The 21639-nt window shown below is 71.2% G+C and carries 23 protein-coding genes and 1 rRNA gene; 15 read left to right on the top strand and 9 right to left on the bottom strand.

All coding sequences use genetic code 11. From position 1 onward, the window contains the following. Window positions 1–45: 45 nt before the first annotated feature. Window positions 46–162, top strand: a 5S ribosomal RNA gene (gene rrf, locus AB4Y83_RS21430). A gap of 101 nt (window positions 163–263) precedes the next feature. Here rrf and AB4Y83_RS21435 read toward each other — a convergent pair. After that, on the bottom strand, window positions 264–1454 hold the full coding sequence (locus AB4Y83_RS21435) for an ROK family protein (RefSeq protein WP_442298103.1): 1191 nt from the start codon (window positions 1452–1454) through the stop codon (window positions 264–266). A 65-nt stretch (window positions 1455–1519) separates the two neighbouring features. On the opposite strand from AB4Y83_RS21435, the gene xylA reads away from it, so the two are divergent. Then, window positions 1520–2698, top strand: a complete 1179-nt coding sequence (gene xylA, locus AB4Y83_RS21440) for a xylose isomerase (protein WP_442298104.1) — start codon at window positions 1520–1522, stop codon at window positions 2696–2698. Window positions 2699–2755: 57 nt separating this feature from the next. Here the strand turns inward: xylA and AB4Y83_RS21445 are convergent, their stop codons facing one another. Continuing rightward, the gene (locus AB4Y83_RS21445; protein WP_442298105.1) at window positions 2756–3115 is read right to left on the bottom strand and encodes a VOC family protein; all 360 of its coding nucleotides are present in this window, start codon (window positions 3113–3115) and stop codon (window positions 2756–2758) included. Window positions 3116–3222: 107 nt separating this feature from the next. Here AB4Y83_RS21445 and AB4Y83_RS21450 point away from each other — a divergent pair, with 107 nt between their 5' ends. Then, window positions 3223–3567, top strand: a complete 345-nt coding sequence (locus AB4Y83_RS21450) for a DUF2200 domain-containing protein (RefSeq protein ID WP_442298106.1) — start codon at window positions 3223–3225, stop codon at window positions 3565–3567. Between the two features lie 38 nt (window positions 3568–3605). On the opposite strand, the gene AB4Y83_RS21455 is transcribed toward AB4Y83_RS21450, so the two are convergent. Beyond that, window positions 3606–4295 (bottom strand): TetR/AcrR family transcriptional regulator, encoded by a 690-nt coding sequence (locus tag AB4Y83_RS21455; RefSeq protein ID WP_442298107.1) that lies wholly within the window; start codon window positions 4293–4295, stop codon window positions 3606–3608. Window positions 4296–4411: 116 nt separating this feature from the next. Here AB4Y83_RS21455 and AB4Y83_RS21460 point away from each other — a divergent pair, with 116 nt between their 5' ends. Continuing rightward, window positions 4412–5464: an NAD(P)-dependent alcohol dehydrogenase gene (locus tag AB4Y83_RS21460; RefSeq protein WP_442298108.1), complete on the top strand. Its 1053-nt coding sequence runs from the start codon at window positions 4412–4414 to the stop codon at window positions 5462–5464. On the opposite strand, the gene AB4Y83_RS21465 is transcribed toward AB4Y83_RS21460, so the two are convergent. Both AB4Y83_RS21465 and arr read right to left on the bottom strand, forming a co-directional pair. After that, window positions 5442–6005, bottom strand: a complete 564-nt coding sequence (locus tag AB4Y83_RS21465) for a GNAT family N-acetyltransferase (RefSeq protein WP_442298109.1) — start codon at window positions 6003–6005, stop codon at window positions 5442–5444. The two genes, AB4Y83_RS21460 and AB4Y83_RS21465, sit on opposite strands and share 23 nt — an antisense overlap. Before the next feature lie 22 nt (window positions 6006–6027). After that, on the bottom strand, window positions 6028–6975 hold the full coding sequence (gene arr / locus AB4Y83_RS21470) for an NAD(+)--rifampin ADP-ribosyltransferase (RefSeq protein WP_442298110.1): 948 nt from the start codon (window positions 6973–6975) through the stop codon (window positions 6028–6030). A 143-nt stretch (window positions 6976–7118) separates the two neighbouring features. Between arr and AB4Y83_RS21475 the strand changes: the two genes are divergently transcribed. The 3 genes from AB4Y83_RS21475 (at window position 7119) to AB4Y83_RS21485 (ending at window position 10240) form a co-directional block, all read left to right on the top strand. Beyond that, entirely contained in the window at window positions 7119–7703 is a 585-nt protein-coding gene (locus AB4Y83_RS21475) for a carboxymuconolactone decarboxylase family protein (RefSeq protein WP_442298111.1), read from the top strand. After that, the gene (locus AB4Y83_RS21480; protein WP_442298112.1) at window positions 7700–8578 is read left to right on the top strand and encodes an RNA polymerase sigma-70 factor; all 879 of its coding nucleotides are present in this window, start codon (window positions 7700–7702) and stop codon (window positions 8576–8578) included. Before AB4Y83_RS21475 ends, AB4Y83_RS21480 begins: the two co-directional genes overlap by 4 nt. An 84-nt stretch (window positions 8579–8662) precedes the next feature. Further along, a complete protein-coding gene (locus AB4Y83_RS21485; RefSeq protein WP_442298113.1) occupies window positions 8663–10240 on the top strand; it encodes a phospholipase D family protein in 1578 nt (525 codons plus the stop codon). Window positions 10241–10282: 42 nt separating this feature from the next. On the opposite strand, the gene AB4Y83_RS21490 is transcribed toward AB4Y83_RS21485, so the two are convergent. Next, the gene (locus tag AB4Y83_RS21490; RefSeq protein ID WP_442298114.1) at window positions 10283–11089 is read right to left on the bottom strand and encodes a GTPase; all 807 of its coding nucleotides are present in this window, start codon (window positions 11087–11089) and stop codon (window positions 10283–10285) included. Between the two features lie 208 nt (window positions 11090–11297). Further along, window positions 11298–12548, bottom strand: a complete 1251-nt coding sequence (locus AB4Y83_RS21495; RefSeq protein ID WP_442298115.1) for a threonine/serine ThrE exporter family protein — start codon at window positions 12546–12548, stop codon at window positions 11298–11300. A gap of 126 nt (window positions 12549–12674) precedes the next feature. Here AB4Y83_RS21495 and AB4Y83_RS21500 point away from each other — a divergent pair, with 126 nt between their 5' ends. After that, on the top strand, window positions 12675–12890 hold the full coding sequence (locus AB4Y83_RS21500) for a hypothetical protein (RefSeq protein ID WP_256793928.1): 216 nt from the start codon (window positions 12675–12677) through the stop codon (window positions 12888–12890). Window positions 12891–12987: 97 nt separating this feature from the next. On the opposite strand, the gene AB4Y83_RS21505 is transcribed toward AB4Y83_RS21500, so the two are convergent. After that, on the bottom strand, window positions 12988–13836 hold the full coding sequence (locus AB4Y83_RS21505; RefSeq protein WP_442298116.1) for an alpha/beta fold hydrolase: 849 nt from the start codon (window positions 13834–13836) through the stop codon (window positions 12988–12990). A gap of 68 nt (window positions 13837–13904) precedes the next feature. Here AB4Y83_RS21505 and AB4Y83_RS21510 point away from each other — a divergent pair, with 68 nt between their 5' ends. The 4 genes from AB4Y83_RS21510 to AB4Y83_RS21525 all read left to right on the top strand — a co-directional run bounded on the left by AB4Y83_RS21510 (window position 13905) and on the right by AB4Y83_RS21525 (window position 17347). Beyond that, on the top strand, window positions 13905–14510 hold the full coding sequence (locus tag AB4Y83_RS21510; protein WP_442276842.1) for a TetR/AcrR family transcriptional regulator: 606 nt from the start codon (window positions 13905–13907) through the stop codon (window positions 14508–14510). Between the two features lie 187 nt (window positions 14511–14697). Further along, the gene (locus tag AB4Y83_RS21515) at window positions 14698–15318 is read left to right on the top strand and encodes a response regulator (RefSeq protein ID WP_442298117.1); all 621 of its coding nucleotides are present in this window, start codon (window positions 14698–14700) and stop codon (window positions 15316–15318) included. A 92-nt stretch (window positions 15319–15410) separates the two neighbouring features. Then, on the top strand, window positions 15411–16310 hold the full coding sequence (locus AB4Y83_RS21520) for an NAD-dependent epimerase/dehydratase family protein (RefSeq protein WP_442298118.1): 900 nt from the start codon (window positions 15411–15413) through the stop codon (window positions 16308–16310). Then, window positions 16307–17347: a zinc-dependent alcohol dehydrogenase family protein gene (locus AB4Y83_RS21525; RefSeq protein ID WP_442298119.1), complete on the top strand. Its 1041-nt coding sequence runs from the start codon at window positions 16307–16309 to the stop codon at window positions 17345–17347. Before AB4Y83_RS21520 ends, AB4Y83_RS21525 begins: the two co-directional genes overlap by 4 nt. Before the next feature lie 107 nt (window positions 17348–17454). Here AB4Y83_RS21525 and AB4Y83_RS21530 read toward each other — a convergent pair whose 3' ends face one another. After that, window positions 17455–17847 carry a VOC family protein gene (locus AB4Y83_RS21530; RefSeq protein ID WP_442298120.1) on the bottom strand — a complete coding sequence of 131 codons (393 nt, stop codon included), beginning with the start codon at window positions 17845–17847 and terminating at the stop codon, window positions 17455–17457. Between the two features lie 135 nt (window positions 17848–17982). Here AB4Y83_RS21530 and AB4Y83_RS21535 point away from each other — a divergent pair, with 135 nt between their 5' ends. The 3 genes from AB4Y83_RS21535 (at window position 17983) to AB4Y83_RS21545 (ending at window position 21635) form a co-directional block, all read left to right on the top strand. Continuing rightward, window positions 17983–18717: a DUF72 domain-containing protein gene (locus AB4Y83_RS21535; protein ID WP_442276837.1), complete on the top strand. Its 735-nt coding sequence runs from the start codon at window positions 17983–17985 to the stop codon at window positions 18715–18717. 195 nt (window positions 18718–18912) lie between these two features. Then, window positions 18913–20217: an MFS transporter gene (locus tag AB4Y83_RS21540; RefSeq protein ID WP_442298121.1), complete on the top strand. Its 1305-nt coding sequence runs from the start codon at window positions 18913–18915 to the stop codon at window positions 20215–20217. Beyond that, the gene (locus AB4Y83_RS21545; protein WP_442298122.1) at window positions 20214–21635 is read left to right on the top strand and encodes an FAD-binding oxidoreductase; all 1422 of its coding nucleotides are present in this window, start codon (window positions 20214–20216) and stop codon (window positions 21633–21635) included. The genes AB4Y83_RS21540 and AB4Y83_RS21545 overlap by 4 nt, the downstream gene beginning before the upstream one ends. Window positions 21636–21639 lie beyond the last annotated feature (4 nt).

The following is a 21639-nucleotide window of genomic DNA, read 5'->3' on the forward strand; positions in this document are numbered from 1 at the left end:
CCATAGAGTTTCGGCTGTCATAGCGAAGGGGAAACGCCCGGGAGTTTCGGCTGTCATAGCGAAGGGGAAACGCCCGGCTCCATTCCGAACCCGGAAGCTAAGCCCTTCAGCGCCGATGGTACTGCACTGGTGACGGTGTGGGAGAGTAGGACGCAGCCGGACAACCATTCACGACAACCCCGCCAGGACACCTGGCGGGGTTGTCGCATTTCTGCGTCCATTCACCCCACCAGAGCGCCTTTCCCGACGGAAAGGCGCTCTTCTCAGTGCCCGAGCACCCCAGCGGGATCTCGGACGAGCTCGTCCAGGGCGAGCAGGGCGGCCCCCGTGGCTCCGGGCGCGGGGTCGTCCGACGCGATGACGACCCGCGGACGGACCCAGCGTCCTGACAGCACCCGCCTGCCGAGGATCTCCTCGACCTCCGGGGTGAGCAGGTCACCCACCTGCGCGAGGTGTCCGCCGAGGACGACGGTGGGGATGTCGAGGACGTTGACGACGCCCGCGAGGGCGACGCCGAGAGCCCGGGCTGCCGATCGGGTGGCCGCTCGCGCCTTCTCGTCGCCGTCCCGGGCCCGGGCCGCCAGCTCGGACGGCGTGGTGGACGCGTCGAGTCCCGCGGCGTCGAGCATGGCGAGCCGGCCGGCATACTGCTCGAGGCAGCCAGTGGAGCCACAGCGGCAGGGGGGTCCGTCGGGGTCGACGCAGACGTGGCCGATCTCCCCCGCCCAGCCGTGACGGCCGGTCATGACGTCGCCGTCGACGACCACCGATCCGCCGATGCCCACCTCACCGCTGAGGTAGACGAAGTCCTGGGGCTGGTTGTCGCGCCCGGGTGCCGGATGGGCGTACGCGTGCGCGGCGAGGTCGGCCTCGTTGCCGATGCGCAGGGGCAGTCCTCCGAGTGCGGCCTCGAGCGCGGCGCCGGGCACGACGTCCTCCCAGCCGAGGTTGGGGGCGCTGAGCAGGCGACCGGCCGCGACGTCGACGATGCCGGGCAGCGCCAGGCCGGCGCCGACGACGTGGCAGCCGAGGGGGGCGCTCTCGAGGACCCGGCCGGCCATCGTCCTCAGACGACGCAGGGTGCTCCCGGGGCGTGAGCCTGCGAGGTCTGCGGTCTGGAGCCGCTCGGCGAGCACCGCCCCCGTCAGGTCGACGAGGCGCACCGCGAGGTGGCCGACGCCGACCTGGAGGCCGAGCGCGGCGAAGCGACCGGTCGACGCCCGGAGGGGGGTGGCCGGACGACCCGGGCGTCCCGGCCCGCCAACGACCGACTCGACCTCCTCGAGGATGCCGCCGGCGACGAGCTCGTCGACGAGGCGCGAGACCGTCGAGCGGGTCAGCGACGTGACCACCGCGACGTCGGCGCGCGACGGTGGGGAGTCGGCGGCGAGGACGGTGCGCGCGACGAGGGCGAGGTTCGCGTGGCGCAGACTCGCCTGGCTCAGGTTGGCCATGCCTTGACCCTAGCCGGTCCACGACGTAAGTTGCATGACAAAACTAATCATCTCGAGGAGTCGCAATGACGCGCCAGCCCACCCCCGACGACAAGTTCTCCTTCGGCCTGTGGACCGTCGGCTGGACCGGCACCGACCCCTTCGGCGGTCCGACGCGACCCGTCCTCGACCCGTGGGAGTACTCCGACAAGCTCGCCGAGCTCGGCGCGTGGGGCATCACCTTCCACGACAACGACGTCTTCCCCTTCGACGCCGACGACGCGACCCGCGCCCGCATCACCGGGCAGCTCAAGGACGCGACCGACCGCGCCGGCCTCACCATCGAGATGGTCACGACGAACACGTTCAGCCACCCCGTCTTCAAGGACGGCGGACTCACGGCGAACGACCGCGGCGTGCGCCGCTTCGGCCTGCGCAAGGTGCTCCGGGCCGTCGACCTCGCTGCGGAGATGGGCGCCTCGACGTTCGTCATGTGGGGCGGTCGCGAGGGCAGCGAGTACGACGGGTCGAAGGACCTCCACGCCGCCTTCGACCGCTACAAGGAGGGCCTCGACACCGTCACCGGCTACATCAAGTCCCAGGGCTACGACCTGCGGATCGCCTTGGAGCCCAAGCCGAACGAGCCGCGGGGCGACATCTTCCTCCCGACCGTCGGGCACGCCCTGGCCCTCATCGCCGAGCTCGACCACGGCGACATCGTCGGCCTCAACCCCGAGACGGGGCACGAGCAGATGGCGGGCCTCAACTACACGCACGCGCTCGGCCAGGCGCTGTGGAGCGACAAGCTCTTCCACATCGACCTCAACGGCCAGCGCGGCATCAAGTACGACCAGGACCTCGTCTTCGGCCACGGCGACCTCGTCTCGGCCTTCTTCACCGTCGACCTCCTCGAGAACGGCTTCCCGGGGGTGCCCGACGGGCCGCGCTACACCGGTCCGCGGCACTTCGACTACAAGCCGTCGCGCACCGAGTACATGGACGGCGTGTGGGAGTCGGCCGAGGCGTGCATGGCGATGTACCTCCTGCTCGCCGACAAGGCCGCCGCCTTCCGCGCCGACCCGCGCACCGCCGAGGCGTGGGCGTATGCCGGCGTGCTCGACCTCGCCGAGCCCACCCTGGGTGCCGGCGAGTCGCTCGAGGACTTCCTCGCGACCGACGACGGCTTCGACGCCGAGAAGGCCGCCGAGCGCGACTACGGCTTCGTCCGGCTCAACCAGCTCGCGCTCGAGCACCTCGTCGGCTGAGCTGCCCGAGCGCGGGCGCTGGCGGCTGACGCGTCCGTCGACGTGTCGGTCGTCGTGTCAGTCGACGCAGAGGCAGAAGGGGTGGCCGGCGGGGTCGAGGAAGACGCGGAACGACGTGCCCGGCTGGGTGTCGTGCTTGGTCGCACCGAGCGCGAGCACCTCCGGCTCGGCCGCGTCGAGGTCCTCGACCATGACGTCGAGGTGCATCTGCTGCGGCACGACCTGGCCGGGCCACTGGGGCGAGCTGAAGTCCTCGACCTGCTGGAAGCAGATGCACTGGCCCGTCTCCGTGTCGCGGATCTCGCCCCATCCGTCGGACGCCTTGACCGTCCAGCCGAGCAGGGTGGCGTAGAAGGTGGCGAGTGCCTCCGCGTCGGGGCAGTCGATGACGAAGCTGGGATAGCGAGCGATGGCCATGGCGAGAACGCTATGACGTCTCCCGGACGAAAAGCGTCCGTATGCCGTGTCCTTCTTCCCCGTCCCACGCGCGGTCCGGCGTCGGCGGGCATCGCTACCCTCGAAGCATGGAGCACCGCATCTTCACGACGTCCGTCGCGTCCGTCTACCCCCTCTACGTGAAGAAGCTCGAGCGCAAGGGCCGCACCAAGGCCGAGCTCGACGAGGTCATCGAGTGGCTGACCGGCTTCGACGACGAGGAGCTCGACCGGCACCTGGCCGCCGAGACGACCTTCGAGGGCTTCTTCGACCAGGCGCACCTCAACCCGAAGGCGTCCGCGATCACCGGCACGGTCTGCGGCATCCGCGTCGAGGAGGTCGAGGACCCGCTCATGCAGAAGATCCGCTACCTCGACAAGCTCGTCGACGAGCTCGCCAAGGGCAAGGCGATGGAGAAGGTCCTCCGAGCCTGAGGCACTGAGGCACTGGGGCAGTGTGACGGTGCGACCCTCTAGGACGGCGTGCCGCGGCGCACCCGCGCCTCGAGCGCGTCGAGGACGAGGTCGAGGCCGTAGTCGAACTCGAGGCCGAAGTCGTAGCCCGGCAGCAGGACGTGGCCGGTCGTGAACTCGAGCAGGTTGGGGTAGTCGGCGGCGAGGTACTCCAGCATCATCGACTCGGCCACCTCGCCCACGGTCTCCGGGCCGTTGATGGGCAACGAGGCCTCGGACATGGCGAAGCCGTAGACGTAGGAGTCGATGAGGGCATACGCGTGTGCCGTCAGCTCGAGCGAGAAGCCGGCGCCGCGGAGGCAGCCGATGACGGCGTCGAGGTGACGCAGGGTCGCCGGCCCCGGGCTCGTGCGTGACTGGAGCAGCGGGATGGCCCACGGGTGGCGGCGCAGGACCGTGCGCGCGGACGCGCAGCGGCGGTGCATCTCTGCGCGCCAGTCCCCTTCAGTGGCAGGCAGATCCATCTCGCCGAAGACGCGGTCGACGATGCCGTCGATGATCTCGTCCTTGCCGCCGACGTAGTGGTAGATCGACATCGGCTTGGTGCCCAGCTGCTCGGCGACGGCGCGGATCGTCAGCGAGCCGAGCCCGCCGTCGTCGGCGACGCGCATGGCCCCGTCGAGCACCCGGTCCCGGCTCAGCGCCGCGCGGGTCGAGGGCGGGGGGCTGCCGCCTCTGCTCGTCGTCACGTCGTGCCTCTCGGTGCTCGTCTCGCTGGCCCCTAGCCAGCGTCGTACTTAGTACGCTAGCGTGTTCGTACTAAGTACGACGCGACCGACGCGCCGCTGACGAGGGAGAAGCAGTCATGAAGGACCAACCGGCCACCGTCATCGGTGGGAGCGCGTCAGGTCAGTCGCACCAGGTCGCGAGCACGATGCAGGCCGTCGTCCAGGACGGCTACGGCACGTCCGACGTCCTGCGCGTCGCCGAGATCGCCCGTCCCGTCATCGGTCCCCGCGAGGTGCTCGTCGAAGTCCGTGCCGCCGGCCTCGATCGCGGCACGTGGCACCTCATGCAGGGCAAGCCGCGGCTGCTGCGCCTCGTCTTCGGCCTCCGGTCGCCGAAGCAGCCCGTCATCGGCCGCGACGTCGCCGGCGTCGTCGTCGAGGTCGGCACCGAGGTGACGGCGTTCGCCGTCGGCGACGAGGTCTTCGGCGTCGCCCCCGGCTCGGTCGCCGAGTACGCGGTCGCCCGCGAGGACAAGCTCGCCCACCGCCCGGCCACCGTGACGTGGGAGCAGGCCGCGGTGGTCCCCATCTCCGGGGGCACCGCCCTGCAGGCCGTCGTCGACGCGGGCCGGGTGGCCGCGGGGCAGAAGGTGCTCGTCATCGGCGCCTCCGGCGGAGTCGGGTCGTATGCCGTCCAGCTCGCGAAGGCGGCCGGCGCCGAGGTCACCGGGGTGGCCAGCGCGGCCAAGGCCGACCTCGTCCGTGCCCTGGGTGCCGACCACGTGCTCGACTACGCCGTCGACGACATCGCGGACGGGACGCGCCACTACGACCTCATCATCGACATCGCGGGCCTGTGCGAGCTCTCCCGGCTGCGGCGCGCGCTCACACCGAGGGGCACCCTCGTGCTCGTCGGTGGCGAGGGCGGCGGCGACTGGACGGGCGGCACGATGGGCCGACAGCTCCGGGCGCGACTGTCGTCGGCGTTCAGCGGTCAGCGCCTGACGAGCGTCATCGCGCAGGAGCGGGGCGCCGACTACGTGCGGCTGGCCGCGCTCCTCGAGTCGGGCCAGGTCGTGCCCAGTCTCGAGCGGGCCTACCCCCTAGCCGAGACGGTCGACGCGATGAGGCACCTCGAGGCCGGCCGGGTCCGCGGCAAGATCGCCGTCACGGCACGGTCCGGCGCATGACGCAGTTGCCCTGGCCCTTGGCCCGGACGTAGTCGAAGCCGGCCCGCTCGTAGAGGGCGCGGGTCCCGTCGTAGAGGACCGACTTCCTCTTGCCGTCGTTGTCGTGCGGATAGCCCTCGACGAGCCCGCCACCGGCCGCGGCCACGAGGTCGAGGACGCCCCGCAGCACGAGGTCCGACAGGTGCTTCCGGCGGTGGCGCTTGTCGACGAAAATGCACGTGATCCGGTAGTCGGGCAGGAGGTCGAGCTCCTCCTCGTACTGCTTGCGGTGGTAGATGTTGGGCAGCTCTGCGGGAGAGCCGAACTGAGCCCAGGCCACGGCCTCGTCTCCGTCGAAGGCGAGGGCGGCGTGCGCCCGGCCTTCCTCGACCAGGCGCTTCTTGAGGTCCCGGTTCGCCTCGTACTCGCGCTCCTTCTCCCAGCTCATCGTGTGGAACCACGTGCACCAGCACCCACCGAAGACGCCTCCGTGCCGCTCGATCATCGCGGCGTACGCGTCCCACGTCTCGGGTGTCAGCGCCTTGACCTCGTAGTCCGTCATCGTCCCCCTCCTCGGTCGGTCCCTAGTCGTCCATGGCCTCGATGCCGAGCTCGGCCAGCTCGCCCATGCGGGCGCGGATGTGCTCGACCATCGCGACCGGCGGCGGCTCCCAGCCGACGATCTCCTCGACGACGCGCAGTGGCTCCGTCGTGCGGTAGGAGCGGGTCGGGTTGCCCGGGAAGCGTTTGTCGGTGACGTTCGGGTCGTCCTCGATCGTGCCGACGGGCTCGACCCGGTAGACGCGCGGCGGCCCGTCGCCGCGGGCCAGCTCGGCGGCGAGCGGTGCGCCCTCGCGGCTGGCCGTGAGGTAGATGTGCTTCGACTGCCGGCCCGAGCCGTAGTTGGAGCGCCACCCTGGCGTGAGCAGCTCGCCGACGGCGACGTCGGCTCGCGTCCCGTGGAAGAAGGGGCCCAGGTCGTCGACGACGCGCGGCGTGGGCGGCGGGTCGCGGAGGAGGCTGTCGAGCCGGGTCATGAGCGCGGCGACCCGGGTGCGCCCGTGCGGCGCTCGCGGGTAGCGACCGAGCACGTCGAGCAGCTCTGGCGTGGCCCGCTTCGCGGCAGCCGTGACGACGTACTCCGCGACGACGGGGTCATCGCCCCGGGCGAGCTCGGCCGCCCGGGCGGCATGGGCCGCCGCCCCGAGGATGTGGCGCACCTGCGTCGCCTTGGCCAGTGGGTGGAGGTATGCCGCCGCGGAAGCGTCGCCCGCAGCGGTTGCCGCGTGCCGGGCGGGCTCGGTCGACGCCTCCTTCGCGGCACGGTGGGCGTCGGCGGCGGCCGTCCGCTGGAGGCGCGAGCGCGGAGCACCCTCGGCGAAGACTCGCGCCGCGTCGAGCGCGGCCGCGGGGCGCGGGTCGTCAGGCTCAGCCCGCTCGAAGAGGAGGAGCGAGGGCTCGGCGCACGACACGGCATACGCCACCACGGCGCGGAGCTCGTCCGTCGTCAGCTCGAAGTCACCGGTCTGCATCCCTCCGAGTTTTCCACGGAGGCGACCCGGGAGCGGACGCTGCGGCCCGGCGTTCTCGATGTCTTGGCGGCGGGATGTCACATCCGGGGCGCGGCCGGTGTCTTCATGTCGACGCAACCCCGACGTTCCCCCGAGGAGGAACCATGACCACCAGGATCCAGCCCAAGCCGATCACCGGCGCGTACGGCGCTGTCGTGAAGGTCTTCAGCCGCAGGATGTTCGGCCAGGTGCCCGAGTCGCTCGGTGTCATGTGGCACCACGTCCCGGCGCTCAAGGCCGGCATGCGCTTCGGGCAGCAGCTGCAGAAGTGGGACGCGTGCGACGAGGGCCTCAAGTCCTTCGCCCACATGGCCGTGGCGTCGCTCGTCGGCTGCACGTGGTGCCTCGACTTCAACTACTTCATGGCCAAGAACCACGGCCTCGACGTCGATCGGGCGCGGGAGATCCCGCGCTGGCGCGAGTCCGACGTCTTCACGCCGCTCGAGCGGGAGGTCATGGCGTACGCCGAGGCGATGAGCCAGACGCCGCCCACCGTCACCGACGAGATGGTCGAGAGTCTCTCGGCGCAGCTCGGCAACGCCGGGGTCGTCGAGCTGACGACGGTCATCGGCTACGCCAACCTCACGACGCGCTCGAACGTCGCCCTCGGCATCGAGTCGGAGGGCTTCGCGTCGGCGTGCGGTCTCAAGCCGATGGCCGAGCGCACGGCCGTACGCTCGACGGCATGAGCCGGGACCCGTTCCTCGACCACCGCAGCCTGCTCTTCACGGTGGCCTACGAGATGCTCGGGTCGGCGGCCGACGCCGAGGACGTCGTGCAGGAGACGTGGCTGCGGTGGGCCGACCTCGGTGACGACGCGCGCGCCGAGGTGCGCGACCCGCGGGCCTACCTCGTGCGGATCGTCACCCGGCAGGCGCTCAACCGGCTGCGGACCCTCGCCCGCCGGCGCGAGGACTACGTCGGCGAGTGGCTGCCGGAGCCGCTGCTCACGAGCCCGGACGTCGCCGAGGACGTCGAGCTGGCCGAGAGCGTGTCGATCGCGATGCTCACGGTGCTCGAGACGCTGACCCCGACCGAGCGGGCGGTCTTCGTGCTCCGCGAGGTCTTCGACGTGCCCTATGACGAGATCGCCGAGGCCGTGGGCAAGGGGACGGCGGCGGTGCGCCAGGTGGCCCACCGCGCGCGCGAGCACGTGGCGGCCCGTCGTCCCCGGGTGGCCGTCGACCGGTCGGAGCAGGAGCAGGTGCTCGAGCGCTTCATGGCCGCGGTGACGACCGGTGACGTGCAGGCGCTCATGGACGTGCTCGCCCCGGACGTCGTCCTCGTCGCCGACGGCGGCGGGCTGGCTCAGGCCGCCCGGCATCCGGTCACCGGCGCCAAGCGGGTGGCGAACTTCCTGTCGGCCTTCCCCCGCGTCAGCGAAGGGGCCCAGATCGCGACCCTGTCGCTCAACGGTGGCCGCGCGGTGCGGATCGACCTGCCGGCCTTCGGGACGACGGTCGTGAGCGTGGACGTCGAGGACGGCCGGATCACCCACGTCTACGCGATGCGCAACCCGATGAAGCTCGAGCGGCTGGGGCAGGAGGCCGAGCTGTCCCGCTGACCCCGGCTCACGGCATACGCGATCGACGGACGCGTATGCCGTCGGGAGCGCTCGCGGCCGTCCCGGATGGGGCATGCTCGGGGCATGGTCGAGCCTGCTGACTGGTTGCTGACCCGGGCCGAGCGTGGCAACCCGACGACCCGGGTCGACGCGCTGCACGGTGACCGGGCGTGGTCCGTGGGCAACCACGTGCGTCCGCTCATCCACGGCGCGACGTACTTCCGCGCGCTGCACGACGCACTCGAGGCGACGGGGCCGGGCGACCTCGTGCTCTTCACCGACTGGCAGGGCGATGGCGACGAACGGCTGACGGGTGAGCCCGGCAGCGAGGTGGTCGAGGTGCTCTCCCGTGCGGACCGGCGCGGCGTCGTCGTCTACGGGCTGGTGTGGCGCTCGCACCTCGACCAGACCGGCTTCTTCGCCACGGAGAACCGTCACCTCGGGGAGCAGCTGGCGAAGCGGGGTGCCAAGGTGCTGCTCGACATGCGGGTGCGCACGGGTGGATCGCACCACCAGAAGTTCGTCGTCATCCGGCACCGTGACGACCCGACCCGCGACGTGGCGTTCGTCGGCGGGATCGACCTCGCGCACAACCGGCGGGACGACGCGACGCACGAGGGTGACCCGCAGCCCCAGCGCCTCGCCGACGAGTACGGCGCGCACCCGCCGTGGCACGACGTCCAGACGGCGATCCAGGGGCCGGCGGTCCACGACGTCGAGACGGTCTTCCGGGAGCGGTGGGAGGACCCGACGCCGTTGACGCGGGCTCCGTGGCGACGCGCGGCCGACCAGGCCCGAGGTCTGGCCAGCTCGCCGGCGCCGCTCCCCGAGCAGTGGCCGCCGCCGCCGCCCGCCGGGGACCACACGGTGCAGCTCCTCCGGACCTATCCCGACCTCAGGCACGGCCGCGACTATCCCTTCGCCAGGGGCGGGGAGCGCAGCGTGGCGCGGGGCTACGCCAAGGCCGTGCAGCGGGCGGAGCGTCTCGTCTACGTCGAGGACCAGTACTTCTGGGGCCACGACGTGGCGCGCGTCTTCGAGGAGCAGCTGCGGATGCAGCCGGGCCTGCACCTCGTCGTCGTCATCCCGCTCGTCCCTGACCTCGACGGGGTCAACCGCGTGCCGCAGCTGCTCGGTCGTGACCGAGCGATCGCCCGACTGAAGGCGGTCGCTCCCGGCCGCGTGGCGGCATACGGCCTCGAGAACCATGCCGGTGTCCCCGTCTACGTCCATGCCAAGGTCTGTGTCATCGACGACACGTGGGCCGGCATCGGCTCGGACAACTTCAGCCGCCGCTCGTGGACGCACGACTCGGAGCTGTCGGCCGTCGTGCTCGACGAGGCGTATGCCCGCGACCTGCGGCTCACGCTGGCCGCCGAGCACCTCGACCGGCTGAAGGCGGTGGGCGACCGCGGACTCGAGGCGGCGATGGACGACTGCCTCGATGCGGCAGGGATGTTCGAGGCCTATGCGAGCCGTGCCGCAGAGCTCGAGGCCTGGCACGCGGGCGGCAGGTACGGGGCGCGGCCGCCCGGGCGGTTGCGCCTGCTGCCGATGCCGCAGCTCACGGCCGGTCAGCGGGCGTGGGCGCCGCTGCCGCTCGACCTGATCCACGACCCCGATGGCCGGCCGAAGGCGCTGCGGGAGGCCGACCGCTACTGACGTCGGTCGGTACCGGTCGGTGCCGGTCGGAGATGCCCCGGGTCAGGCGTGGCCGCTGAGCTGGCCCAGGCGGGTGGCGAGGGCGTCGACCATGGCGCCGGCGCGCTTCTCGGGCAGGGGCGACTTGCGGTCGCCGCCCTGGCTGGAGACGGGGAGCACGTCGATGGAGAGCTTGGCGCCGCCGGCGAGGGCGCGCAGCGCGTCGACCTTGTCGCCGAAGGGCGTGCCGCTGCCGGGGGAGTAGTAGTGGACGGCCTCGTCGACGCCGTCGGGGTAGAGGTCGGTCTTCGTCACGGCGATGATGAGCCAGATCGGCTTGCTGCGGCGGACGGCCAGCGAGGCGATGCGGTGCGAGGTGATGGTCCAGTCCTCGAGCTCGGCGGCGAGCTGCTCCTCGCGGGTCGCGCTGGCGACGCCGCTCGTGCCGCCGGCGCGGCGCGGGGTGGCGTAGCCGTTGGCCACGACGTGGATGAGGCCGTCGACCGGCTCGTCGTGGAAGACCTCGTCGAGGGCGGCGAGGCGGGTGGCGGCGTTGTCGCCGGGGACGACGAGGAAGCGGAAGCCGTGCAGCTTGGCGCCCTTGCGGGTGCGGCGCTCCATGGTGGCCGAGCCGACCTCGGCGGCGGCGTCGTCGGTCGAGCGGCGTGAGAGGCGGTCGACGAGCTGGCTCTTGCCGACGCCGGTCATGCCGGTCACGGCGACCATGGGGTAGCGGTCGCGCAGCAGCCGGCTCAGGCGCTCGGGGGCCTGGGCGAGGGCGGTCAGCAGACCGGTGGCGACGGTCGCTCCCAATGCGGTGCGACTCGACGTCGGCAGGATCGTCCTGATCCGGGATGAAGTCTGAGACACGGTGCCTCCTCGGCGTGCTGGTCTGGGGCCAGTTGACCCTAGAGCCTACGTTCCGTACCCCCGGTGGCGCTGTCCGCACCGGCGGGCAACGCGCAACACCCCGTCCTGGCGAGAGGACAGGGTGTTGCGTCTCCGACTCTAGCCGTACGCCGTGGGGTCGTATGCCGTGCCCTCGTATGCCGTGGGGGTCGTATGCCGTGGCCGCGGTTCACGTGGTGGGGTCGACGCGTGCGACGGGGGTCGCGAGCCGCCCGCGCAGGGCGCGGCCGACGGAGGAGCCGACGAGCAGGCCGAGCGAGATGGCGATGGCCACGCCGAGCAGGCCGAGGGCGACGTCGGTGGCCGACTCGCGTCCGGCGGCGAGCTCGGTGACGCCGACGAGGCCGAGGCTGCCGGGGACGAGGAGCCAGAAGGCGGGGAGGAAGAGGACGAGGCGCGGCAGCTGCGGGCGGCGCAGCTCGACGACGCTCGCGCCGAGGCTCGCGGCGATGGCGCCGAGGAAGCCGCCGAGGGCGATCGAGCCGACCTCCTGCCCGGCCACCTGGGCGCCGAAGGCGAGGCTGAGCACGAGCAGGACCCAGCCCTGCATGCGCAGCGGGACGCCTTCCATGAGGCAGATGCTCGCGCCGATGAGGATGAGGCCGACCACCGCGCCGGCCCAGCCGATCTCGTCGACGCGGAGGTTGACGAGGGTCGGCGTCGGGACCCGGAGCAGGGCGGTGGCCATGAGCAGGCCGAGCGCGAAGAGGCCGAGCTGCGCGAGGCCGTAGGTGAGCCGAGCCGAGCCGGCCTGCATGTGCCCGGAGGCGAGCTCGGACATGCCGTTGACGACGAGCGCTCCGGGGAGCAGGACGGCGAGCGGTGGTAGGACGGTGCGCAGCGGGCCTTCGAGGAGCCCGGCGTTGGCGGCGCCGAAGACGGCGAGGGACACGGCGAAGGCGGCGAGGGTCGGGAGCAGCGCCTTGACGACCTCGTAGCGCTCGGCGAGCTGGACGAGGGCGAGGACGATGAGGGCGCAGGCCGCGGCCGCGGCGATGTTGGCCCAGCCCGGCTGGAGGATGAGGGCGATGCCGACGGCGAGGACGGGCCAGGCGAGGGCGACGAGCCACGCCGGCTGCTGGACGGGGCGCTTGGCCGTGGCGGCGAGCTCGTCGCGGGCGGCGGGGATGGTCAGCACGCCGGTGACGAGCTGGTGGCGGATGAGACGGACGCTCGCCGACTGGTGCAGGCGCAGGCCGGGAGGGGCCGAGCGAAAGGTCGACGGGCCACCCTGGGTGAGGCTGATCATGAGGCCGGTGGGGCCGACGGCGGTCTGGACCTCGGGGAATCCGAGGCGGGCGCTCACCTCGGTGAGCTCCTCCTCGATCTCCTGCACCGGCTGCCCGGTGGCGATCATGGCGGTGCCGAGCTCGGCCAGCAGGGCGCGGGTCTCGGTCTGCCGGTCCGCGTCGTCCTGCATGGTCGTCATCATGTCAGCGGTTGAGCCGCTGGGAAGAAAGTCCGGGCGGGCTGCATCCGGACGCATCCCCCGTGCGGAAGAGGTGTTGATGGGTGACTCGCACCCACCAACAGAAAGGGATGTCTCATGAAGCGCATTCTCGCCACGGGGTCYATCGCCGTTCTCGCCATGGTCGGCTTCGCCGGCAGCGCCTCCGCAGCACCGTCCACTTCGGCGTGCTTCGGTCAGGTGCACAAGACGGTGAACAGCGGCGGTGTCCCGGGATTCGAGAACGTGGGGCAGCTCGTTCAGGCCGTCGGCGGGGGCCAGGCCAAGAACGCAGTCGCAAAGTCTCTCTGCTGAGAGGCCGGCTCCTCACCCAGTGATCGACAGCGGCGGCTCGGATCCGGACCCTCGGACCCGAGCCGCCGCTTCGCATGCCGTCAGCGGTCGTGTGCGATCACGCGAGCCGCTCCCAGAACCCGCGGATGTGGCAGGACAGGGCCGCCGGCTGCTCCAGCGGGACCAGGGTGCGAGCTCGCTCGACCGTCACTGCCATGGCGTCGGGTGCCACGGCGGCGGCAGTCTCGGAATCCTGCGGACTCCAGTCGCCGCGGTCGTCGGACGCCACGAAGAGGCTCGGGACCGTGAGGTCTGCGAGCTCGGCAGTGACATCGACCCGGTTGAGGATGAAGGACCGGACGGCCAGACCCATGCTGCGGCGGGTGGGGCGCGCCAGGGACTCCTCCACGACCTGGCGCAGAGGCGCACGGTCGCGAGAGGCGTCGGTGAGCATGGCCTGGAGGATTGCCGTGCGCACCGGTCCCACGGGTCCTGCGGTGCGAAGGATCGGGAGCAGGAGCGTGATCTGTCGGCGCAGCGACGCGTCGACCGGCTGGGCCGGTGAGCTGACGGCCACGAGACTGCGGAGCAGCTCGGGTCGCGCGGCCAGCTTGAATCCGACGTGCCCGCCGAACGCGTTGCCGACCCAGTCGACCGGCCCGTCCACGCCGAGTCCGGCGAGCAGGTCGCTGGCCGCGTCGGCGGCGCCGGCGATGTCGCTGGCCTCGCGGAGGGGCTCGCTGAGTCCCAGTCCGGGCGGGTCGACGAGGGCGTACCGGCGCCCCTGGGGCAGCAGCGGCAGCACCGGATCCCAGGTGTGGCTGTCCACGAACATCGACGACCACAGCACCGTCGTGGGTCCGTCGCCGACGAGACGGACGTGAAGCCGGCCGAGCCGGGTGGGCACGAGGGCGGTGCTCTCGTCGAGCGTGCCTTCACTGCCTGAGGCGGGGGTGTGTTCGTCCATCGAGTGCTCCTTGGTTGAGTTGATCTTAGTGAGACTGACATGAATATATTGAGGTTAGCATTGCTCGCATGAAAGATGGGGCGGCTCGTGCGTACCGGATGACGGCCCGGGCGGAAGCGGCCGAGCGGACCGGCCAGCGGATCATCGACGCGATGCTCTGCCTCTACGCCGACGTCCCGTACGACCGCATCCGGCTCGAGGACGTCGCGTCGGAGGCGGACGTCACGGTGCAGACGGTGATCCGGCGCTTCGGCACGAAGCACGGACTGCTCGCCGCCACGGTCGAGCGCGAGCTCTCTCGCCTTGCCGCCGACCGTGCGGCCGCCGTGGGGGAGAGTCCCGAAGCCACGCTGCACTCGCTGGTCCGCTACTACGAGAATCACGGCGCGCTGATCCTCAAGCTCTACGCCGAGGCGGGGCAGGCGCCCGGTGTGCCTGAGCTCGCCGCCCGCAGCCGCAGCTACCACGTGAGCTGGTGCCGGGAGGCCTTCGCCGAGCGCCTCGACGGCATTCACGACAGGGCGACGCGAAGACGCCGGCTGGCCCAGGTCGTCGCCGTCTGTGACGCCACGACGTGGCGGATCCTGCGGTTCGACGGCGGGCTCACCGCCCGGCAGACCGAGGAGGCGCTCCGCGAGATGCTGCTCCCCCTGCTCCCACCAGTCGGGGCGTGACCGGCGGCCGCGCAGTCGCCGGCGAGTTGTGCTCGGCGCTCGCCGGGCTGGCGCGCCTCGACGAGCTGGACCTGGCGGCCAAGCCGGCCCAGTCGTGCGCGAGGATGGGACGGTGACCTCGGCCGCGGATCGCATCCGCGTTCTCATCGTTGACGACCACGGCCTCTACCGCCGGGGGCTGCAGACCGTGCTCGCCGTCGAGGACGACATCGAGGTCGTGGCACAGGCGGCCGACGGGGTCGAGGCGGTCCACCAGGCCGAGGAGTTCCTTCCCGACGTCATCGTCATGGACGTCGGTATGCCGAAACGCGGAGGGATCGAGGCGTGCCGGATCATCAAGCAGCGCGTCCCTTCGGTGCTGATCCTGATGCTCACCGGCTCCGACGATGACGCTGACCTCTTCGAGGCGATTCGCGCCGGCGCGGACGGCTACCTCCTGAAGAGCGTCATCGAGGACATCGCGGCCGGCATCCGTGGGGTGGCGAACGGCGAGTCCCAGCTCTCGCCCGCGATGGCCACCAAGCTGCTCCTCGAGTTCAAACAGATCAGCACCTCACCCCCGGCTCAGCCGCGTACGCCGGCGCTCGAGCTGCGCCCGAGCCTGACCGACCGGGAGGTCGACGTCCTACAGCGTCGCGCAAGGCCGACTCAACCGGGAGATCGCCGACGAGCTGAGCATTACCGAGAACACCGTCCGGAGCCACATCCGCAACATCCTCGACAAGCTGCAGATGCACACGCGCATGGAGGCGGCCATGTATGCCGTGCGCCAGCGGCTCATCGATCCCGGCGTCGACTGAAGAGCTGATCCGAGTGCGTTGCGTGGCGCGGGAATGCGTCTGGCGGCTCACCGTCCGAGCGTGCCCGGGTTGTGCGCCGGATCGGTGATTGGATCGAGGCATGCGCATCTTCTTCACGGGCGGCAGCGGCAAGGCCGGCAAGCACGTTGCAACGTTCCTCGCCGAGCAGGGGCACCAGGTCACGAACGCCGACCTCGTCCCGCTACGGCATACGGCCGTCGACGACCTCCGGGTCGACCTGACCGACGCCGGCGAGGTCTACTCGGCGCTCGCGGGACTGGCGCGCTTCGACGAGCTCGACCTGCCGGCCAAGCCGGCCTACGACGCCGTCGTGCACTTCGCCGCGGTGCCGGCGATCCTGCTCACGTCGGAGGCGAAGACGTACGCGACGAACGTGCTCAGCACGTACAACGTGCTCGAGGCCGCGACGCGGCTCGGCGTGCGCAAGGTGATCTTCGCGTCGTCGGAGACGACGTACGGCGTCTGCTTCGCCCAGGGCGAGCGGCGGCCGCTCTACGTGCCGGTCGACGAGGAGCACCCGACGGTGCCGGAGGACTCCTACGCGATGTCGAAGGTCGCCAACGAGGTGACGGCACGCTCCTTCCAGGCCCGCACCGGCTTCGACATCTACGGCCTGCGCATCAACAACGTCATCGAGCCGCACGAGTACGCCGAGATGTTCCCGCCGTTCCTCACGGACCCGGCGCTGCGGCGGCGCAACATCTTCGCCTACATCGACACCCGCGACCTCGGCCAGATGGTGCAGCGCTGCCTCGAGGTCGACGGGCTGGGCTACGAGGTCTTCAACGTCGCCAACGCCGACATGTCCGTCGCCGCGACGACCGACGAGGTGCGCGAGCGCTTCTACGACGGGGTGGAGCTGCGGCGGCCGATGGGGCGCAACGAGACCTTCTACTCCATCGACAAGGCGCGCGACCTGCTCGGCTACTCGCCTCAGCACTCGTGGCGTGACGTCCTGACGGACCCGCACGCGTCGTGAAGGCCGTCGTCTACGACGACTACGGGCGTATGCCGGAGCTGCGGGACGTGCCCGAGCCGCCGTGTCCGGACGGTGGCGTCGTCATCGCCGTGAGGGCGACGGGCGTATGCCGTTCGGACTGGCACGCGTGGAAGGGGCACGACCCCGTGTCGTTGCCGCACATCCCCGGTCACGAGCTGGCCGGTGTCGTGGCGTCGGTGGGTGCTGGCGTGCATGACTGGGTGGTCGGCGACCGCGTGACGGTGCCCTTCGTGTGTGGCTGTGGTGTGTGCTCGTGGTGTCTGGCCGGCGAGGCGCAGGTGTGCCCCGACCAGACGCAGCCTGGTTTCACGGGGCCTGGGTCGTTCGCCGAGCTCGTGGCGATCCACGGCGCTGACACGAACCTCGTGCGCCTGCCGGACTCGGTCGACTTCGTGACGGCGGCGTCGCTGGGGTGCCGGTTCGCGACGGCGTTCCGGGCTCTGACGACACATGGGCGCCTTGGCGCGGGCGAGTGGCTGGCCGTGCACGGGTGCGGCGGGGTCGGGCTGTCGGCGGTGATGATCGGGCTTGCACTCGGAGCGCGGGTGATCGCCGTCGACGTGAACCGGGCTGCGCTGGAACGCGCTGGGTCGTTGGGAGCCGGTGCTGTGGGTCTCATCGATGCCTCGGCCGAAGACGACGTCGCTGAGCTGATCCGAGAAGTCACCCAAGGCGGAGCGCATGTATCGATCGACGCGTTCGGGTCACCTGACTCGGCCGTTGCTTCGCTGCGAAGCCTGCGTCGCCGCGGCCGCCACGTGCAGGCCGGCCTGCTGCTCGGACCCAACTCGACCCCGCCGCTCCCTATGGACCTCGTCATCTCCCACGAGCTCGAGATCTACGGCTCCCACGGCATGCCCGCCTGCGACTACCCGGCGATGCTCGTCCTGATCGAGGACGGCACGCTCCGCCCGGCTGACCTCGTCGGCCAGGTCATCGGCCTCGACGAAGGCGCCGCCGCCCTCGCCGCGATGGACACCTCGGGAACCACGGGCATGACCGTCATCAGTCTCTGATGTCGCCGCTGCCCCGGAGGGCTGGGCGATCGGGCAGGTCGACCGGGAACACGCGGGCGCGGTCTCCGCGTACGGAATGCGTGGCTCTGTGGTGGGGCCGCTGGACGTCAGGTGCCGCTCTCGAGGGCGAAGGTGTTGCCGTCCGGGTCCCGGATCCATGCGATGCGACCGCCACCGGCTCGCGGGGCGATCCCCCTCACGTCCTGCCCGAATCCGTCGTAGTGGACGAGCTCGACACCGGCCGCGGCCAGCTCGTCGACGACGTCGTCGAGGTCATCCACGTACCAGGTGGCGAGTGTCGCCGAGGTCGTCCCTGCTGTCAGTGACTGATAGACGTTGAGGGCCAGCGCGCCGCCGGAGCCGTAGACACGGCCGCCGTCGGCGATCTGGGCGCTGGGCCCGGATCCCAGCGGCTCGAGACCCAGCTTGCCTTCGTAGAACGCGACCGCACGGCCGATGTCGGACACCGCCACCGACGCTCTCAGGGGAAACTCGCTCAACGGCACGGCCTGACCTCCTCGATGCAGCGTGGACGGACGCCTGCCATTGTCGTCCTCGCGTCACCGCCCGGAACTCGACCTCACCACCTGTGCCTCGACTGGCCGTCATGAGCCTCGACATCCGACGCACCGGGTATGGGTAGGTCCGTGGACGTTCGGGTAGGGCTCTGCGGTTGGACGGTCTCTCAGGCGGCGTACGTACGACGCTTCGACGTCCTCGAGGTGCAGAACACCTTCTACGACCCGCCGGCGGACGCCGTGCTGACGCGCTGGCGCACCCAGGTGCCCGACGACTTCGAGTTCACGATGAAGGCGTGGCAGATCGTCACCCATGAGTCCAACAGCCCTACCTACCGCCGTCTGAAACAGCCTCTGCCGGAGAGTGCCAACGGACGGGTGGGAGGGTTCCGGACGACGCCTGAGGTCCTGGCGGGTTGGGGACGGACTCTCGAGTGCGCCCGCCTCCTGCGGGCCACCGCGGTGCTGCTCCAGTGCCCGAAGAGCTTTCGCCCGACAGTCGAGAACGTCGGTCGGCTGCGGAGCTTCATCTCTCAGGTGAAGCGGCCGGCCGGTCGGCTGCTGTGGGAGCCCCGTGGTGAGTGGCCCACGGAGCTGCTCAAGGAGCTCTGTGCCGAACTGGACCTGGTGCACGTGGTGGACCCGATGCAGACGGAGACGGTGACACCGGAGCAGACGTACTACCGCCTGCACGGCACCACGGGCTCGCGCCACGTCCATACCGATGACGAGCTCCGCCGCTTACGAGACCTGGTCGACGGCCGCCCGAGGCCGTACGTCATGTTCAACAACCTGCCGCGCACCGGCGACGCAGAACGCTTCCTCGACCTGCTCTCGAGCAACGCTGTGTGAAAGGCGCGATCCGAGGATGCGGGCGCCTGTTCGCGGCGGTATCGGCGTTCACAGTGGGCGGTTGCGTACTAGAGGTTTCACCTGTGCAGCTGCGCCATCGATGGAGGAATGGTCCATCGTGGCGCGCCCCCGGGCTGCGTAGCGTCGGCCTCGATCGAGCGGCGACGAGGCCGCCCACCGAGCCAGGAGCTTCCCATGGCGCTGAGCGAGACCCCTGTCCCCGTCCTCTCCGAGGCCCCCGACACCCCACCTGCCGCCGACGCTCCTGCTGCCGCAGCCCCCAAGCTGCGCCGGATGTCCTTCGGCCTCCTGCTCGTCTACGTCGCGATCCTCGCGGTGAACTCGGGGGGCGCCGGCATCCTGCTGCCGAACATCGTGGCGCGGCTCGACGAGGCGAGCAAGATCGGGAACCTCGCCATCGTCACCACGGTGGCCTTCATCGCCAACATCTTCGCCCAGCCCGTCGCGGGTGCCCTGTCCGACGCGACCAGGTCGCGTTTCGGGCGCCGCACGCCGTGGATGGTCGGTGGCGCGCTGGTCACGAGCGGCTTCCTCATCGGTCTTCCTCTGGCACAGTCGGTCCTGGGCGTGGCCCTCGTGTGGCTCGCCGTCCAGGTCGGCGTCAACGCCATCCAGGCCGCCGCGACGGCTCTCGTGCCCGACCGCTACCCCGCCGCCCGTCGCGGCGGTGTCTCGGCGATGATCGGAGTCGGGATCACGATCGGCAACGCCGTGGGCGCCGTCGTCGCCGGCGGCACCGCCTCCAGCGGGAGGCTTCCCTACGCGATCCTCTCGGCGTTGGTCCTCGTCATCATCGCGGTCTTCGTCCTGGTGAACCGCGAGGAGTCGAGCACCGACCTGCCGCGGCAGCGGACGACCGCCACGGAGTTCCTGCGTGGGTTCTGGGTCGACCCCCGCCAGCACCCCGACTTCGCGTGGGCGTTCGGGTCGCGCTTCCTCATGGTCATCGGCTTCTACGGCGCACAGACCTACGGCCTGTACATCCTGCGCGACTACATCGGCCTCAGCGACGCCGAGTCCAACTCCTTCGCCGCGACGATGGGTGTCGTCCTCCTGTTCGGCGTCCTCCTCTCGGCGGTCGTCAGCGGCTGGCTGTCCGACCGGGTGGGACGACGCAAGCCTTTCATCGTGTGGTCGTCGGTCGTCATGTCGATCGCACTCGCCATCCCGCTCTTCGTGCCGACGACCCAGGGCGTCCTGGCCTACGCGTTCCTCCTCGGGCTCGGGTTCGGTGCCTACATCTCGATCGACCTCGCCCTCATGACCGAGGTGCTGCCGGCCCGGCTCCAGGGCGCGAGCAGCGCAGGCCGCGACCTGGCCATCCTGGGCCTGGCCACGACACTCCCGCAGGCGATGAGTCCCTCGATCGCCGCGGGCCTCGTGACCCTCACCGGCGGCTATCCCGTGCTGTTCGTCGCCGGCATCGTGTTCGTGATGCTCGGCGCGCTGGCCGTGCGGCCGATCAAGGCAGTGCGATGACCGTCGCGTCCCTGCCTGACGTGGCGGTGCGACCGGGCACCCCCGGGGCTCCCGACCTCCGTGTGCTGGCGCACCAGCTGCCGGCAGGCACGCTCATCACCGACCCGGTGTCGGTGGAGCGGTACTGCCACGACGAGGCCGAGTGGGCGCCGTGGGCGGCCCCCCTGGCGGTCGCCCGGCCGGCCGATGCGGAGCAGGTGCGCGCCATCGTCCGGTGGTGCCTCGTGCACGAGGTCCCCATCGTGCCGCGGGGGGCCGGCACGGGCTTGTCCGGCGGCGCCAATGCCGTGGCTGGTGGGATCGTCGTCAGCTTCGAGAGGATGACGGCGGTGCTGCGGATCGATCCCGTCGAACGCCTCGCGGTGGTCCAGCCGGGCGTCGTGAACGACGACCTGCGTGCGGCCTGTGCCGAGCACGGCCTCTGGTACCCGCCGGACCCGGCCAGCTCGCCGTGGTCGACCATCGGCGGCAACGTCGCGACCAACGCCGGCGGAGTGTGCTGCGTCAAGTACGGCGTCACCGGCGACTACGTCCTGGCCCTCGAGGTGGTCACCGGCACCGGCGAGCTGGTCCGCCTCGGCCGCGAGACGGCCAAGGGGGTTGCGGGCTATGACCTCGTGTCGCTGCTCGTCGGCTCCGAAGGCACGCTCGGGCTGGTCACGGAGGTCACCGTGCGGCTGCGTCCGGCTCGGCCGCCAGAACACACGATCGTCGGCTTCTTCGACTCGCTCGTGGCGGCCGGTGAGGCTGTCGCCGCCGTGGCCCGTGCCGGTGCGGTGCCGTCGGCGCTGGAACTGCTCGATCGGCACTGTCTCACCGCCGTCAACGACTGGAAGAACCTCGGCATCGAGGCCGACTGCGAGGCCATCCTGCTCGCCCGGGTCGACGGTCCCGGTGCTGCCGGCATCGCCGAGGCCGAGTCGGTGCTGGCCTGCTTCGAGGGCTCGGGGGCCACGTGGGCCGCCCGGTCGGAGGACGACGCCGAGGCCGACGCGATGTTCGCGGCGCGGCGACTCGCCTACCCGGCGCTCGAGCGGCTCGGGCCGGTCCTCACCGAGGACGTCTGCGTCCCCGTGGGGCGGGTCCCGGACATGCTGGCTCGGGTGCAGGCGATCGGGGAGCGACACGACGTCCTCATCGCCAACATCGCCCATGCGGGGGACGGCAACCTGCACCCGCTCATCATCACCCCACCGGGTGACGAGGCTGCGCAGATGCGGGCCCAGGCCGCGTTCGCGGAGATCATCGCCGAGGCCCTGGCCTGCGGCGGCACGGTGACCGGAGAGCACGGCGTGGGCCTGCTCAAGCGCGCAGGGCTCGAGGCCGAGCTGTCCCCGGTCGTCGTGGAGATGCACCGCTCGATCCGTCGGGCCCTCGACCCCAAGGGGCTGCTCAACCCGGGAAAGGTCATCGCCTGACGGG

This window comes from Terrabacter sp. RAF57, assembly GCF_052113925.1.
Lineage (GTDB): Bacteria > Actinomycetota > Actinomycetes > Actinomycetales > Dermatophilaceae > Terrabacter.